The 15,465-nt window shown below is 47.1% G+C and carries 14 protein-coding genes; 7 read left to right on the forward strand and 7 right to left on the reverse strand.

From position 1 onward, the window contains the following. Positions 1–6 precede the first annotated feature (6 nt). Positions 7–1,059: a response regulator gene (locus Q0R88_RS01455; protein ID WP_295711464.1), complete on the forward strand. Its 1,053-nt coding sequence runs from the start codon at positions 7–9 to the stop codon at positions 1,057–1,059. Positions 1,060–1,139: 80 nt separating this feature from the next. Here Q0R88_RS01455 and Q0R88_RS01460 read toward each other — a convergent pair whose 3' ends face one another. The 5 genes from Q0R88_RS01460 to Q0R88_RS01480 all read right to left on the reverse strand — a co-directional run bounded on the left by Q0R88_RS01460 (position 1,140) and on the right by Q0R88_RS01480 (position 6,415). Continuing rightward, the gene (locus tag Q0R88_RS01460; protein ID WP_295711466.1) at positions 1,140–1,517 is read right to left on the reverse strand and encodes a response regulator; all 378 of its coding nucleotides are present in this window, start codon (positions 1,515–1,517) and stop codon (positions 1,140–1,142) included. A 95-nt stretch (positions 1,518–1,612) separates the two neighbouring features. After that, a complete protein-coding gene (locus Q0R88_RS01465; RefSeq protein WP_295711468.1) occupies positions 1,613–1,792 on the reverse strand; it encodes an ATP-binding protein in 180 nt (59 codons plus the stop codon). Continuing rightward, complete coding sequence (locus Q0R88_RS01470; RefSeq protein WP_295711469.1) at positions 1,723–3,144, reverse strand: PAS domain S-box protein; 1,422 nt, start codon at positions 3,142–3,144, stop codon at positions 1,723–1,725. The genes Q0R88_RS01465 and Q0R88_RS01470 overlap by 70 nt, the downstream gene beginning before the upstream one ends. Positions 3,145–3,310: 166 nt before the next feature. After that, positions 3,311–4,969 (reverse strand): alpha-glucan family phosphorylase, encoded by a 1,659-nt coding sequence (glgP, locus tag Q0R88_RS01475; RefSeq protein WP_295711470.1) that lies wholly within the window; start codon positions 4,967–4,969, stop codon positions 3,311–3,313. Between the two features lie 111 nt (positions 4,970–5,080). Continuing rightward, on the reverse strand, positions 5,081–6,415 hold the full coding sequence (locus tag Q0R88_RS01480; RefSeq protein ID WP_295711472.1) for an acetate/propionate family kinase: 1,335 nt from the start codon (positions 6,413–6,415) through the stop codon (positions 5,081–5,083). Between the two features lie 89 nt (positions 6,416–6,504). On the opposite strand from Q0R88_RS01480, the gene Q0R88_RS01485 reads away from it, so the two are divergent. After that, positions 6,505–6,834 (forward strand): DUF2892 domain-containing protein, encoded by a 330-nt coding sequence (locus Q0R88_RS01485; RefSeq protein WP_295711474.1) that lies wholly within the window; start codon positions 6,505–6,507, stop codon positions 6,832–6,834. Between the two features lie 75 nt (positions 6,835–6,909). Further along, positions 6,910–7,293, forward strand: coding sequence for a hypothetical protein (locus Q0R88_RS01490; protein WP_295711476.1), 384 nt, complete (start codon positions 6,910–6,912; stop codon positions 7,291–7,293). Positions 7,294–7,346: 53 nt separating this feature from the next. Here Q0R88_RS01490 and Q0R88_RS01495 read toward each other — a convergent pair whose 3' ends face one another. Beyond that, positions 7,347–7,496 carry an AAA family ATPase gene (locus tag Q0R88_RS01495; RefSeq protein ID WP_295711477.1) on the reverse strand — a complete coding sequence of 50 codons (150 nt, stop codon included), beginning with the start codon at positions 7,494–7,496 and terminating at the stop codon, positions 7,347–7,349. 6 nt (positions 7,497–7,502) lie between these two features. Further along, complete coding sequence (locus tag Q0R88_RS01500; RefSeq protein ID WP_295711479.1) at positions 7,503–8,261, reverse strand: glucose 1-dehydrogenase; 759 nt, start codon at positions 8,259–8,261, stop codon at positions 7,503–7,505. A gap of 488 nt (positions 8,262–8,749) precedes the next feature. On the opposite strand from Q0R88_RS01500, the gene Q0R88_RS01505 reads away from it, so the two are divergent. The 4 genes from Q0R88_RS01505 to Q0R88_RS01520 all read left to right on the forward strand — a co-directional run bounded on the left by Q0R88_RS01505 (position 8,750) and on the right by Q0R88_RS01520 (position 15,431). Continuing rightward, positions 8,750–11,128: a phosphoketolase family protein gene (locus Q0R88_RS01505; RefSeq protein WP_295711481.1), complete on the forward strand. Its 2,379-nt coding sequence runs from the start codon at positions 8,750–8,752 to the stop codon at positions 11,126–11,128. Positions 11,129–11,301: 173 nt separating this feature from the next. Beyond that, a complete protein-coding gene (locus Q0R88_RS01510; RefSeq protein WP_295711482.1) occupies positions 11,302–12,135 on the forward strand; it encodes a hypothetical protein in 834 nt (277 codons plus the stop codon). Between the two features lie 21 nt (positions 12,136–12,156). After that, positions 12,157–14,715, forward strand: coding sequence for a magnesium-translocating P-type ATPase (gene mgtA / locus Q0R88_RS01515; RefSeq protein WP_295711484.1), 2,559 nt, complete (start codon positions 12,157–12,159; stop codon positions 14,713–14,715). Continuing rightward, positions 14,712–15,431, forward strand: coding sequence for a TIGR00730 family Rossman fold protein (locus Q0R88_RS01520; protein ID WP_295711486.1), 720 nt, complete (start codon positions 14,712–14,714; stop codon positions 15,429–15,431). The genes mgtA and Q0R88_RS01520 overlap by 4 nt, the downstream gene beginning before the upstream one ends. The last annotated feature ends 34 nt before the right edge of the window (positions 15,432–15,465 follow it).

A 15,465-nucleotide genomic window follows, 5' to 3' on the forward strand; every position in this document is an offset into this window, starting at 1 on the left:
TGGAACATGAATATCAAAATTTTGATTATAGAAGATAACTGCGATATCCGCGAAAGCGTAGCGGAGATATTGGAGTTGGCAGGTCATACGGTATATGTTGCCGGTAATGGCAAAGAAGGGGTGGAGCAGGCCCGGATACAGCTGCCTGATATAATCCTATGTGATATCATGATGCCGGAACTGGATGGATACGGTGTGTTGCACCTGTTGGGCAAAGTGCCCCAAACGGCCCATATTCCCTTTATTTTTCTGACAGCTAAGGCCGACCGGGTGGATCTGCGCAAAGCTATGGAAATGGGTGCCGACGATTACCTGACCAAGCCTTTTGACGATGTGGAACTGCTGAACGCAATTGAAAGTCGCTTGAAAAAAAGGGACCAGCAAAAGGAATTTTACAGCAAGACCCTGGACCAGCTGGGCCATCTTGTTGCCCGGAACAATGGACTGGCGGAGTTGCAACGGATTATTCGCGAACGCAAGACCAGGCATTTCAAAAAGAACCAGGTTATTTATTATGAAGGTGATAAAGGGAACGGGCTTTATATTGTACTTGAGGGGAAAATAAAGACCAGTAAACTGGCCGAGGATGGCCGTGAACTGATCACCGCTATGCATACCGCAGACCAATACCTGGGCATCCACGCATTGTTGGCCGATGACGCCTATGCCGAAACTGCCACAGCGCTCGAGGACAGTCAGCTCTGCCTTATTCCCAAAGAACAACTGGAGCAATTGCTGAGTGTATACCCTGATCTGGCGCGTCAGTTTATTAAGCTATTGGCTGATCAGATTCGGGAAAACGAGGATCAGTTATTGCAGATGGCTTATCATTCGGTCCGGAAAAAGCTGGCCGAAGCTATTTTGCGCCTGCAGCGTCAGTCCGTTTCCACCGATGCCGGGCTCAAAATATCCCGTGAAGATTTGGCGGCGCTGGCAGGTATAGCTACAGAAACGGTCAGCCGTACCTTATCGGATTTCCGGAGCGAAGGCCTGATTGATAAGAACGGCAATCTGATCACGATACTTGATTTGAAGCGCCTCGAGCGCATGAAAAACTAAAAGGTGGGTTGGTAGACCTTTCCCGTGCCCATCGCCAGGTTGAAAGGAATGTGACGATAACCATGTGAAAACTTCCACCGTCAGTGCTTGTCAGCGAGCAGGCAGCAGCGGCCGAGCACTTCCAGGAGTTCTTCGGGACTGAAAGGTTTGCGGATATAGCCATCGGCGCCTAAGCGCATGGCAGCCTCCATTTCCGTATTTTCAGAGTTGGCAGTAAGAAATATGAATGGAATGGCCGCGGTTGAGGGTATGGCTTTTAATTCCCGAAACACTTCATAGCCATCGGCCTGGGGCATCATAATGTCACACAAAATAATATCCGGAAGGCATTCCTGTGCAAGCAACATCCCGGCCCGTCCGTCGGTAGCCGCCACAACCTCGTAGCCTTCCAATTCCAACAGCTCACAGGTGTTTTCCCGGATGTCATCATTGTCCTCTATCAGTAAGATCTTTTTCATGGTGGCTGTTTTTTGTTGTGCGGTGACCTGGCCGCAGACTATCTATAAAATTAACAAAGATTGTTTAATATTCCTATTAGTTTTGAAACGTCCCTTTACTTGATCTGCGGCTGCCGGAAACGCAGTGTGAAGGTGCTACCCTGACCGGATTGACTCTCAAAGCCGATCGCCCCATCCATAAGGCTCGCGTACCTGGCCACAATATTCAGACCCAGCCCTGTGCCCTGGATGGACCCGGTGTTCCCTGCGCGAAAAAATGGGCTAAACAAATGCACCTGGTCTCCTTCCGGTATGCCGATTCCCTGGTCAGAGACAGACAGGCGGCATTCGCGGTGAGAAGTTCAGTGTCCAGCCCGATTATGGTGTCTTCGGATGAATATTTGATCGCGTTGGATAGTAGGTTATGAAGGCAGTTCTTGAGCAATTGCTGATCCAGCAGCACTGGTTCTGTTGCTCCCGTATGCCGGTAAAGTAGTCGTTGTCCTGGTTTGGCCAGCATCTGCATTTCCAGGGCCGTTTCCTGGCAAAATTCAGACAGGTCAAATTCTGTCAGCGAAACGCTGATCTTCCCAGACTCCAGCTTTTCCATTGAAAGAAACTCGCCCAGGATGCCGGAAAGGTTATTGACGGAATTCTTGATTTTGCCTATATGTTTGGCAATATTAAGGTCCGTGTAAGGCTGCGCATATTTTTCGATGAGGGAGGCGGAGAGTTTGATTGCGCTGAGCGGTGTGCGGAACTCATGAGAGGCCATTGATACGAAACGGCTCTTCAGCTGACTCAATTCTTTTTCTTTTTGCAAGGCCCGGTTCAGTTCGTCGGTCCGTTGTGCAACCATGTCCTCCAGGTGTGTAGTATAGGTCTTTACCTGTTCCTCTGCCAGTTTCTGCCGGGTAATATCACGGGCAATCTTGGAGGCGCCGACAACCCGGCCCGAAGTGTCGCGTACAGGGGAAACGGTCAGCGAGATCGGTATTTCCTGCCCAGTTTTGGTTCGGCGCACGGTTTCGAAATGTTCCACCTTTTTGCCTTCGCTAATCGCTTTGATGAGCCGTTTTTCTTCCGCCAGCCGTTCGGCGGGGATGATCAGACTGATGTGCTGCCCTACTGCTTCGGCGGCGCTGTACCCGAACAGGCGCTCCGCGCCCCGGTTCCAGCTGGTGATTTGGCCATCCAGATCCTTGGTGATAATGGCGTCATCGGATGAATCGACGATAGCGGCGAGCAGGGCCTGTTGTCTTTCTGACCTGCGCTGAGCGGTTACATCGATCAACGTATGGATTGCGCCGTCGTAGTTTTCTGCCTCGTCCCATACCGCGATGGAAGAGACCAGGACATACCGGTCGGCACCATCGGGCATCCGGTAGCGGATCTCCTGCCGAACACCATCCTGATGCATTTTGATCTCCATTGTTACGGATTTATCGCCTGCATCGATCTGGCGCCCTTCGTGGTCATATTTCGTTAGGGCCGGGTACCAATCTTTTTGTCCCGTTAGCGGAGTGATTTCGAACAGTGACGCGGCAGCGGTATTATATTCCACCAATACATCGTTTCGGTCGCATAGATATACGGCTATAGGAAGCTTCTCGTAATACTGAATGGAGGAGGGGCGAACATCATCCATAGAAAAAGGTTTTTGTAGTTGTTGATTGCTAATTTACTATAAATTAACAAATTATATATTTTATTTCTTGGTAATCAACAGCGAAACAATACGAGTGACGAGGAGCCCTCCTCTCTCTCCCAGAAAAATGAATAATCGTTATAACATGGTCTTTAAACTTAAAATTTTATTTATTACCGTTGTACATTTTAGTATAATATTCATTGGCCAGCCGTCCGGACTCAAAATTGGGAACTATATCGGTTGCCGCTTTTTTAAGAATGGCCAGCCACTGTTCCGGGTGATCATAATACATGGGTAATACCACATTTTCAAGGGTGTCCATGAGGTTACGGTTTTCGTGAACATCTTTTTCCACCTCCGAAAGTGTGTCTGGTGCCGGTTGTATCAGGAAACAATTATCCTTGTCGCGGGCGAATTCAGGTACCCAGCCATCCGGCATAGACAGGTTAATACTGCCGTTCATCGCAGCTGTCATACCGCTCGTCCCCGAAGCTTCGTGGTAGAGCCGGGGATTATTGAGCCAAACGTCCGAACCTTTTTTTAACAATGCCGACAGCTGCAACTCATAGCCGGTAAGTACCGCGCAACGGGCAAACGGTTGGGCGCTGGTGATGATCTGGTTGAACAGCCCGATCGACTGCTCATCACGGGGGTAAGGCTTCCCCGCCCATATTAGCTGCACCGGCCGGTTCGTCTGGTTTAGCAGGCTGATAAACCGGGCCCAGTCTGCCATCAATAAATCTGCACGTTTATAACCGGTAAAGCGTCGGGCCCAAACTATGGTAAGTATGTTTTCATCAAACAACTTACCGCATTGATCGGCCACCACCTTAAACAACTCCCGTTTCATTTCTTTTTTCCGACGGATGATCGCCTGGTCATCCCCGACGGCGATTGCGTTATCAAGCGGGGCATCCTTCCAATAATTTTTGTTCTGCGCGTTGGTGATCGGGATGATATCGCAGATACCGGGGTTGCCGCCCCACATTTGTTGTGCCACTTTGCCATGAAGCCTGGAAACGCCATTCGCCTTCCCTGAGAATTTGAGTGCCGCAAGGGTGTAGTTAAATTGATCGCCCGCTAAACCCAGCAGGCTTTTGACCTCATGTTCCTGCAGATGGTAGAAAAAAGACATTTCTTTTAGCAGACTGTATTTATGCGACTCGTTGCCAGCCATCTCCGGTGTATGGGTTGTAAAAACCACTCTTTTTCTTACTTCTTCGAGGCTTTTGTATTTGGCATAGAGGTAGAAGTTAAGCGACAATGCGTGTCCTTCATTCATGTGATAAACATCCGGCGCCAAACCCAATATATCCAGCAAGCTGGCGCCACCGATCCCTAAAACAATGGTCTGCGCAATCCTGCTCGCCTCATTGGGGTCATACAGGTAATGGGTGATAGATCGTGAAAGTTCATCATTCTCCTTGATATCCGTGCTTAGCAGGAACAGGGGGGCGGTACCAAAGGTCTCCGGGTGCAGCAGGTAGGCTTTAACCTGCACCGGAGCGTCATGCACCCTTACTGTAAAAATGATACCGGTATCTTTTAAAAAAGTATATTCTTTTTTGATGAACGTGGTTTTCATCAAGCCCTCGCTGTCCCTGGTTTGGTCATAATAACCATATTTCCAAAGGATTCCTATACCTAACAGGTTTTGCTTAAATTCATATGCACTACGCATGTGTGAGCCAGCTAAAAAGCCTAACCCGCCGCTATAAGTTTTGAGCGCCTGGTCAACAGCGAATTCCATCGAGAAGTAGGCGACACTCGTGGCATATTTTTCATCCGGCGAGAAGCCGAAAATTTCAGGTTTGGTCATCATCATTTTGAGCGTTAGCTTGTTTTTTCGGCCGCGGGCCGGTAATTATCTACCACCAGCGGCAATGTTTTTCGTTAGTGTCTACCAGAGGGCTCTTTTCATTATTATCAGCATTTAATTAATAGATACTGCTGCCCGTACCAGCCTGGCCATCATTAATTCCTCGTCAGTTTTAATGACACGGACTATTACACGGCTTGTTGCTGTTGATATGGTATTTTCATTTGCTGTATTCTTTTGCAAATCCAGCTCCAACCCTAAAAAACGGAGGCCCTTACAAATTCGTTCGCGGATGATGGCAGCGTTTTCGCCGATGCCGCCGGTGAATACCAGCGTTTCTAAACCTTCCAAAGCGGCAGCGAGCGAACCGATGTGCTTTCTGGCACTGTAACAGAAAACTGCGAGCGCTTCTTTCGCCTGCGTATTTTCGGGTTCCATTTCCAGCAGTTGCTGTACATCGCTTACGCCGGCAATGGCTTTTAAGCCGGCATGTTTGCTGAGCAGTTCCTCCAGTTCGGCCGGTGTCATCTGGTACTGATTTAACAGGAACAACAATACGCCCGGGTCCAGATCCCCGGAGCGGGAACCCATCACTAAGCCGCCGAGTGGACTAACTCCCATGGTGGTATCCACACTGCATTCCTGATCTACCGCGGCCATGCTGGCGCCATTGCCCAGATGAGCTATTATCGTTTTTTGCCGGGCTGCAACCGGATCTTGCGCAATTAGCTCTTCCAGGATATAGGCGAAGGAAAGACCATGGAAACCGTATTTGAACAAACCTTTTTCACGGTATGTTACAGGCAACGGGTAGTTTTTCGCGATAGCAGGCATATGGCGGTGGAAGGCGGTGTCAAAACAGGCTATCTGCCGGCGCCCCGGATAAGCAGCCCGAAATGCCCGTATTGTTGCAAGTTCAACCGGCAGGTGATTTGTTGCCAGGTATGTATATCGTTCCAGGTCGTCGAGTAGCTCATCGGTGATTATTTCAGGTTCGCGGTGGTCCGGTCCGCCCTGTACCAGCCGGTGGGCGATGGTGTTTATCGTATGATATTTTTTTTGACCACTTAGCCAGGTGATCAGCTCGCTGACTGCGGCCTGGAAATCGATGTAATGTGCTGAACGGCTTTCGAGTATCTGCCCTGCGGCATCTTTAATTTCCAGCCCGGAATTTTCCTGCCCGATGCGGCTAATCTGGCCGCTGAGTTCCAGCAAACAGGTATTCGCCCGGTAAATGCTAAATTTCAGGCTCGAAGAACCGCAATTGATACATAAGCTATAATTTTCTGCCTGTTCAGCCATGTCCTCTCCGGTGATATTATGATGGGATATAATTCGTATTTCTGCAAAGGTAGTATAGGCCATAGCCGCGGAAAATGATCTGACCAGGTAAAAAAACTGACGGCGGTCATTAACCGGTAGTGGCCTTGATGCAACAGGATGCTCCATGACATAAGTTATTCATCCTTGAAATTGTGTCATCCGGATCCCAAAGAAAAACAGGCAACGCGCTGATAGCCGGAAAAATGAGCAGTATCATGCGTAACCCAGTTGCGGGTCACGAAAAACGTGTGGGGCCTTACCGAACTTTGTCTTTATCAGCGAACGGATCAATCCAATTGCCGGCTCGTTTAATTAAAAAATTAATCTATACAGATATGAAAAAGAATATCGGTATACTCTACAAAGTAGCGTGCGTTTTGGTGGCTGCCGCCATTTTGGCTTTATATTTTTTTAGCGTTATTTCCGGCCTGCTGGCTATGCTGTTACTTGTGATCGCTGCTGGTCTCCTGCTAACCGGCCTGGCCAGTTTTTGTCAATTGTTTTTTCCGTCAAGGATTCGGACCCGGAAATCCCTGATCAAATAAGTATAATGATAAGTGTCACTTTCCGGGCTGCTGCCGGTCATTCTGGTTTTTGGAAGTCCGCCGTAATCTTGTCATATGAAAAATCATGTTAATATTAAACACATCAAAAACCTGAACAATGATGGTTTGAGAGGCACTGCGTTTTATAAACAGGAGTTGGGCATCCTGCAGGAAAGACTGCAAGAGATCGCGGCCGACAACACTACGCGCGAAGTACAGGAAGAAGTAGAGCATTTCCAGAACCAGTTTCTGATCCACGGGAATTACCTGGATGAATTGAAGCATGACATCCATGTCAATGACCAGGACATCGAGGCCGAGCTGCTGCTTACAGGTACCATGGTTTCAGAAGCCGTTGCTAACGAACATTCCCTGATTCATGAGCGTTACCTCAATGAGGAAAAAATATTTAACGACCTGCGTCATGAATTTAACTCCATGGCGGCGAAATGGATGTAAAGATTTTTAAGTACATTTTATCGAAGTTTCGTTATGAGCGGCTGAATACCTTTTCATAACGGAACTTCCTGACATTGGCTGCTGATGGGCTTAAAAAAAGCCACCTTTTGAGCACTGCCCAAAAGAGTGTGCATTAGCCCGATGGCCACAACTGATTTTCCGCTGTGCGCTTCAGTAGCGGCCATATATATTGTTTTGCCCATATCAGATTAGTAGGCCGTCCAACCACCATCAGCTGTCAGCACCGCCCCATTAATGAAAGTTGATTTTTCTGAAGCCAGAAATAAAGCCAGTTCTGCAATCTGCTCCGGATTTGCAGCCGGCGGGGCATTACCGGTTCCAGCGTTCATTCTTTCAAAACCGAAGGGGTGGGGTTCCATGCCTTGAATAATGTTGGTATTTACGCCACCGGGCGCTATCGCATTGCAGCGAATGTTTTTTGTGGCATATTGGTAGCCGATATTTTTGGTGAGGCCGACCAGGGCGTGCTTGGAGGCTGTGTAAGCGGCGCCTGCCCGGCCGCCGTACAGGCCGCCAATTGAGGCGATATTGATGATCGTTCCTCCTTGTTTCTTCAGGAAAAGTTGAACGGCCTCCCTGCAGGTGAAAAAAGGACCATTTAGATTGGTGCCCAGCACTTTGTCCCATAATTCATCACTAACCTCGGCCACCGGGGTGAAATTATCCATAACGCCGGCATTATTGACCAGGATGTCGAGCGTTTGGTAGCTATCCAGCACAAATTTTATAACCAGTTGTACGTCCTCTTTGCGGGCGATATCCGCAGCAATGCACAATGCTGTTCCTCCTTTCGCGTTGATCCCCGCCGCAACGGCTTCGATATTTTGGTGGTGGATATCGGTCAGTACAACTTTGGCGCCTTGTTCGGCAAAAGTTTCCGCGATGGCTTTCCCGATCCCTGATCCGGCTCCGGTCACCAGGGCTGTTTTTTGTGTCAATAGCTTCATAATGGTAGGATTTTATTAAACAAAAGTCCTGCGTAAATCGGGGTTAAAGAATGATCACGGTCACCCAAATGGATGATGCCATACCGGAAAGATCAGGCAGCAAAATACGGCAGTCATTTTGCAGAAGTTGCCAAAACTCGCTTTTTCGGGGTATGGTTACGTCTCTTCGCTGTTTTGGGAGTGCTTATGTCCATTTGTTTTATACAACTCCACGCTAAAGGTGACAATTGTCATCTCTATAAATAACAACGATCATTTATCCGATGAAAGGTTGATTGTAGCTTCGTCTTAGTTTACAGTGGGCTTTAGCAAAGCAGTCTACAATGCTATCGCTAACGATTATTGCGGCTTTTGAATGTCAGGTTCAGTGCCGTGGCTCCCGCCGGACAACCGTGTAAAATGGCAGGGGGATTATTCCACAAGTAAAAAACTAAATGGTCGCAAATATATAGTTCAACCTTAATGGCTCAGTAATCAAAAAAGCAATTATGAATACATTATCTCAAAAAGAACTGACTGATATTAATGCCTACTGGCGGGCAGCAAACTACCTGGCAGCAGGGCAGATATATTTACAGGAAAACCCCTTACTGAAGGAGCCTTTAAAGCCAGGTGATATTAAGCCACGCTTGCTTGGCCACTGGGGTACTTCTCCGGGCTTAAACCTGATCTATGTTCATTTGAACAGGCTGATCAAAAATACGGGCGCAAATGTGCTTTATGTTTGTGGACCGGGGCACGGTGCTCCCGCCATTGTAGCCAACACTTACTTAGAGGGCACCTATTCAGAAATTTATCCGGAGGTTGGACAAAACGCGCAAGGTATGCGGCAGTTGTTCCGCCAGTTTTCGACACCGGGAGGTGTGCCCAGCCATGTAGGAGCTCATGTGCCCGGATCGGTGCATGAGGGCGGTGAATTGGGATATGCATTGAGTCACGCATTTGGAGCGGTATTTGATAACCCCGACCTGCTGGCCGCCTGCGTTGTTGGAGATGGGGAAGCGGAAACAGCTCCGCTGGAAGGTAGCTGGAAATCGATCGCATTCCTAAACCCCGTACGTGATGGCGCCGTATTGCCGATACTGCACCTAAACGGATATAAAATATCCGGTCCTACAATACTTGCCCGGATGACCGATGTGCAATTGACCCAGCTATTCTCTGGTTATGGCTATGATGTGTTTTTTGTGGAGGGGGATATACCTGCGATGGTTCATCAGCAAATGGCAGGGATATTGGACGAGGCCTACCGGAGGATCAGGTTGATACAGGAAAAAGCCAGGACGGGCGGTATTACAACACCTATCCGGTGGCCGATGATTATTTTACGGACGCCAAAAGGCTGGAGCGGACCCAAAGAATGGAAAGGGGTTCCAATTGAGGGCACCTTCCGGGCGCATCAAGTGCCGCTTACCGGGGTAAAAGAAGATCCGGATAAACTGATATTACTTGAATCCTGGATGCACAGCTACCGGCCAGAAGAATTGTTTGATGACGCTGGAAAACTGATACCCGAACTGGCGGCCCTGGCGCCGCAAGGGGATAAACGGATGAGTGCATTGCCTGATGCTAACGGGGGGGTGTTGCTAAAGGAACTTATATTACCTGATTTCAGCTCATACGAATTAAAGATAACAGGTCCTGGTGAAACAGAAGCGGAAAGCACCCGCAATTTTGGCAAATATCTCCGCGATGTTTTTACCCTTAATAAAGATGCTAAAAACTTCAGGCTTTTTTGCCCGGACGAAACGACCTCGAACCGCCTGGAAGCCTTTTTTGAAGTAACCAACAGGTGTTCTATGGAACAGATTTTGCCAAAAGATGACAAGCTGGCCAACGATGGGCGGGTGATGGAAGTATTAAGCGAACATTTGTGTGAAGGATGGCTGGAAGGTTATTTACTCACCGGGAGACATGGCTTGTTTCCATGTTATGAGGCTTTTGTCACCATTGTAGATTCTATGGTGAGCCAATATGCCAAATGGATCAAAACATCGCGTGAACTGCCTTGGCGCAAGCCTGTAGCATCGTTGAACTATTTACTGACTTCACATACCTGGCGACAGGATAATAATGGCTACAGTCATCAGGGGCCGGGTTTTATAGATACGGTGGTGAACAAAAAAAGCTCGGTAGTCAGGATTTATTTGCCGCCTGATGCCAATACCCTTTTATCGGTTATGGACCATTGCCTGCGCAGTAAAGATTATGTAAATGTGGTGGTGGCAGGAAAGCAGCCGGAATTGCAGTGGTTGTCTATGAAAGAAGCTATTGAGCATTGTGCCAAAGGAGCTTCGGATTGGAAATGGGCGGGTAATAGCCATGGGCAAATGCCTGATGTGGTATTAGGCTGTGCCGGTGACGTACCCACACTGGAATCTGTTGCTGCAGCGAAATTATTAATGGATCACTTTCCCGATCTGGTGGTTAGGTTAGTTAATGTGGTGGATCTGATGGCCCTCTCTCCGCAGGCTTATCACCCCCATGGGATGAGTGATGAATTGTTTAGTGAACTGTTTACAAATACAGCTCCCGTAATTTTCGCATTTCATGGCTACGTACGCATTATTCATGATCTGGTGCATGGCCGCCCTGATCCTGCCCGTTTTCATGTGCGTGGCTTTATGGAGGAAGGAACTACAACTACGCCCTTTGATATGGTGGTATTGAACCAGATGAGCCGCTATCATTTAGCGATGGAAGCAGTAAAAAGAGTACCGCGGATGCATCAGCAAGCAGATGGTTTTATCAACTGGTGTGAATCCAGATTAAAGGAGCATCACAACTATATCTGTGCTCATCTGGATGATATGCCCGAAATTAAGAACTGGAAATGGACCAGGACTGAAACGGTAGTAGAAGATTGATCGTTTTTGCATACCCGCCAATTTACCAATAAGTGGTACGCATCATCATAATGATGCGTGCCACTTCGATTCAGGGTCTGATGTTAAACAATTCCTGATGTGATGTTTATCATTTAATTGCCGGGGCATTATTGCAAAATTTACAACAGGAGGAATATTCAACCGGATACATTATGAAAACTATTATCGTTCTCCATGACAACTCGCCGGCAGACCTTCATGCAGCCGCTTTCGCCAAGATGATCGCCAGGAAGATCCAGGCAAAAATAGTGATTTGTCATACTTCAAAAGTACGGAAGCAGAAACGCGAAAAAGTGCGGGCTGGAACACATCTCGCAGCTGATGAGCATGAACAGTTTGTAAATAAAGTATGGGATGAAACAGATGTACCAAATTATTCTGAGCGTAACAATAATCCCGTTATTGAAGAAATGAGGATTACTGATTTCAATATTCCCCGCTTTGCAGAGATGGTCAATAAAGATCAGGTATATATGATCATCAAGGGCTTGCCTTCTAAAGTAAAAAAGAACGATGCGGAAGGGAAACTGGATGCCTATTGCGTATTGAACCGCGTGCTTAGCCCGCTCATGTTGATCCCGGAGGATTGGCCGCTGAAAGATCTGGAACGCCTGGTTTATATAGCGGACCTCCGCTATTGCCGTATAGCTATTGTTAAATACCTGGTTGAGCTGGCTAAGCCATTTTACGCCAGCTTAACCATTGCCCATTTATCTGCCAAGGGATTGCCACATATTATTGAGTCATATGCACAAAGTATATTTTCAGAAGAAATAGTTTCTCGTTTTGATTATGACCGGCTGTTTTTTAACAATATACAGGAACGCGATCTGATCAAAGCGGTTGACGTGATGATCAACGGTATGCATAACGATTTGCTGGTTGTGGTCAATCACCGCTTTCATTTTGAGGAAATTATCGGTGAATATTTAGGACATTCCCTGCCCGTTCATATCTCTGTGCCATTGCTCATTTTTCCATGCTGATTAAATTAAACTATGGAAGTAATGGGCGATACTGAAATGAAATTTTGGGAGTTTGATACAGAAACGGCTTATCAGCAGCTATCTGCTGATCCTAAGGGCTTATCAGATCGGGAAGCTGCCATCCGAAGGCGGAATTATGGGCCCAACACAATCAGGAACAATCCAAAAATATCTTTTTTTCTTTTATTTCTGGCACAGTTTAAAAGCCCGGTTACGCTGTTACTAATTGCAGCCGCTTTGCTTTCTGCTGGCTTGGGTGATGTGGCGGATACTGCAATTATCCTCGCCATTGTTCTAATCAGTGGGTTTTTAGGCTTCTGGCAGGAAAAAGGAGCCGCGGACGCTGTTAAGGAACTGTTAAAATTGGTACAGCTGCACTGTGATGTGCTGCGGGATGGTCAATTTAAAGCCATTCCTGTGGAAGAAGTTGTCCCTGGGGATGTAGTTAGCTTAACCGCGGGAGACTTTATTCCCGGAGATAGTTTACTGATGGAATCGCAGGACTTGTTTGTGGATGAAGCGGCATTTACCGGTGAGACCTTTCCGGTTGAAAAGCGTTGCGGCGCTGTTGCTGCCAATGCTCCCATGGCCAAACGGAGTAATACCTTGTTTATGGGATCACATGTAATCAGCGGCAGGGCCAAAGCATTGGTCATCCAAACAGGAGCCGGGACAGAATTTGGAAAAATATCCGCAGAATTAATGAGCAGGACACCCGAAACTGATTTTGAAAAAGGGATAAGAAAATTCGGCTACATGTTAATGGAGATAACCTTACTGCTTGTTATTATCATATTCGCCGCAAACGTACTGCTTCATAAACCTGTATTGGATTCCTTTTTATTTTCCCTGGCATTGGCTGTAGGGCTTACGCCGCAATTGTTGCCAGCCATTATAAGTGTGAACTTAGCTGCAGGGGCAAGAAGGATGGCCCAGCAGCAGGTGATCGTTAAACGCCTGTCTTCTATAGAGAACTTTGGCAGCATGAGCATCTTATGCACGGATAAAACCGGGACAATTACGGAAGGAAAGGTAACCCTTGCAGAGAGTCTTGATTGTAATGGCAGGCATAGCGATAAGGTGTTGCAATATGCATGGCTTAATGCTAAAATGCAGCAAGGCTTTCATAATCCCATTGATGAGGCAATATGTAATACGCACGTGGAAACGCTAAGCGACTATCATCTCCTGACGGAAATTCCGTATGATTTCATCAGAAAAAGACTGACTATTCAAGTTAAAAATGACACCTGTAATATGGCAATAACGAAAGGCTCACTGCAAGGTATCCTGGCGTTATGTGACCAGGTGGAAACAAGCGAGGGAAAACGGGCGGATATCCGGGAAATGGAAACGGTGCTTCATGAACAATATACCCGGTTAAGTGAAGCTGGCCTCCGGACGTTGGGTGTGGCTTATAAACCTATTGACGGTAAACTTATCATAACAAAAGATGATGAGCGTGGGATGATTTTTTTAGGCTTTATAACCTTATTTGATCCACCCAAGGAGGGGATTTATGAAACAATTAAAAAACTGAATACACTTGGGGTCAGTTTGAAAATAATTACCGGGGACAATGCCCTGGTTGCTAAAAGCCTGGCGCTACGGATAGGTATAGGGCACCCTAAGTTGCTCACTGGATCCGCTATACAAAAAATGAGCAATGCTGCACTGAGCCATCAGGCGCCCCTGACAGATATATTTGCGGAAGTGGAGCCTAACCAGAAAGAAAGAATCATTATGGTTTTGAAAAAGGTAGGGCATGTGGTTGGTTTTATGGGGGATGGCATCAATGACGCCCCGGCCTTACATGCGGCAGATGTTGGGATCTCTGTGAATACAGCGGTGGATGTAGCCAAAGAGGCCGCTGACATCGTATTACTGAGCAGGGACCTGAATGTGTTGCTGGAGGGGATCCTGGAAGGGCGCAAAACGTTTGCCAATACCATGAAATATATTTTTATGGCCACCAGTGCTAATTTTGGCAATATGTTCAGTATGGCGGGCGCATCCTTGTTTTTGCCTTTTTTGCCGCTGTTGCCAAAGCAGGTACTGCTCACGAACCTATTAACGGATTTTCCAGAAATGGCGATCGCGACGGACCGTGTTGACGACATCAACATCCAGACGCCGCAACGCTGGGATATGCGGTTTATCAGGCGTTTTATGATCACCTTTGGCCTGCTAAGCTCGGTTTACGACTACCTGACGTTCGGGGTCTTATTATTCGTCATCCATGCCAATGAAAAAGTATTCCAAACCGGCTGGTTTACCGAATCCGTTATTTCAGCGATCTTAATTGTACTGATTGTGCGCACACGCCTGCCATTTTTTAAAAGCCTGCCCGGTAAGTATCTTTTTACAGCAACGATAATTGTCCTTATAGTGGTCTTGACCTTGCCTTTAACGTCGTTAGCTACCTGGTTTGGATTTGTTCAGTTATCCTTCGCATTTTACTGCTGGATGTTATTAATCATTGTATGCTATATGTTTAGCGCTGAACTTGCTAAATACTTTTTTTACAGGGGAGCGTATCATCTTTTGAAAAAGGGTCGCTTTAAATTTTTAACCAAATGAATCAAACCGAGATCCGTTTCCTGGAAGGACCGCATTCACGCTTGCAGGAATTGAAGTTTACTGTGCAAACCATGATTGACCTGATTCATGGTTTGCGGGCATTGCATTTTATTGGTCCGTGCATCACCATATTTGGCTCTGCAAGGTTCAAAGAGGATCATCCTTATTATGAAATGACCCGACGTGCTGGCGCAGCATTTGCCAGCCTGGGTTTTACCATTTTAACTGGCGGTGGTCCGGGTTTAATGGAGGCAGCCAACAGAGGGGCAAAAGATGTAGGTGGGCGGTCTGTAGGCTGCAATATACAGCTGGCTGCAGAACAGTTACCAAATGCCTATCTGGATAAATGGGTGTATCTGAAGCATTTTTTCGTGCGCAAGGTATTGCTTGTGAAGTATTCTTTTGCTTTTGTGGTAATGCCCGGAGGATATGGTACCCTGGATGAATTCTTTGAGGCCCTTACCCTGATACAGACCCATAAGATCCATAATTTCCCGGTCATCATATTTGGAAGGGAATATCATCAGGAATTGCTCGACCACATTGCTATCATGAAAAAGGACGCGACCATAAGCGAGCCGGATACAAGGCTTTACCTGGTGACCGACGATATTGAGGAGGCTGTAAACCTGATCCGTGAAAAAAGCATCAAGCAGTATGGATTAAAACCCAAACGTGTAACAAAACCATTAAGGTGGCTTTTTGAAGATTCCTGATAACAGGTAATGGGGGGGGGCTACTTATGCTTAT

The organism is Mucilaginibacter sp. (assembly GCF_025362475.1).
Taxonomy (GTDB): domain Bacteria; phylum Bacteroidota; class Bacteroidia; order Sphingobacteriales; family Sphingobacteriaceae; genus Mucilaginibacter.